The organism is Gordonia sp. i37 (assembly GCF_002043085.1).
In the GTDB taxonomy this organism is placed as follows: Bacteria; Actinomycetota; Actinomycetes; order Mycobacteriales; family Mycobacteriaceae; genus Gordonia; species Gordonia polyisoprenivorans.
On sequence record NZ_MVPX01000351.1, the window covers coordinates 1 to 933 of the forward strand.

1 protein-coding gene is annotated in these 933 nt (G+C 67.6%); it reads right to left on the minus strand.

Annotated features, from left to right (window positions below):
• Nucleotides 1-933: WS/DGAT domain-containing protein (locus B1964_RS17030; protein WP_139765774.1), on the minus strand; the 933-nt coding region annotated here is incomplete at both ends.

Consider the following 933-nt stretch of genomic DNA (forward strand, 5'->3'; position numbering starts at 1 on the left):
TTCCTCGAACGACTCGGCGACATAACCCGCGAGGGCGGGCAGATCACCGATCACGCCGCGGTCGGCGGGGAACGCGAAGTTCAACCGGTCGAGATACTCCACCACCCCGATCGACAGCGCATGTCCGGCGATCAGGCCCGGCACCGCATGCAGAGCACTCCCCTTGCGCCCCAAGACATATCGATCCGACACCGGCGAGCTGGTGATGGACAGGGGGATGTTGTAGCCCCGAGTGCCCAACGACCGGAAGGCCCACGAGCTGAATTCCGGGAACGGCACCATACCGAGTTCGGGAAGCAGCGGACGCGGACCGAGTGTCACCCGGCGCGACGATTGGGCGTACCGATCGGCGAGCGCGGCGACCTGCGAGAGTCGCACCTTCGGATTGTCCTCTCCCACGGGCAGATCCGTCACGAAGCCCGGGGTACCCACATCGATCCACGTGGCATCCCGCTCGGCGTCCGGTGCCACCCCCGGATCCCGGGTCGACAGCGGGATCTCGACGCGGACCGTGTCGGTGATGGGTGCGGCGACGTCGAAGGACAACAGCCATCGGCGCATCACGCCGCTGACGATCGCCAGCACCACATCGTTGACGGTGCAGCGGTGGTGTTCGGCGATCTTGGCGCAGTCACGACGGGGCACCGAGGACACCGCGAACATCTGCGAGGAACTGCCCGGCGAATTCAGCGGACTCTGCGGCGCCGAGTCGGTCACGTCCCCGATCAGATCGCCGATGCGACGCACCGTGGAGTCGACGACCGTGCGGACACCCCCGACGACGCCGTTGCCGGTGACGACCGAATCGATGAACTCCCCCGGCCGCGACACCGCCTCGGCGAGTGCACCGATCGCCAGCGACGTCGCACCAGGTGGGTGTCCGGGCATCCACAGGTCGGGCTCGTACTGGACGACGTCGGCGGTCTCGTCGGG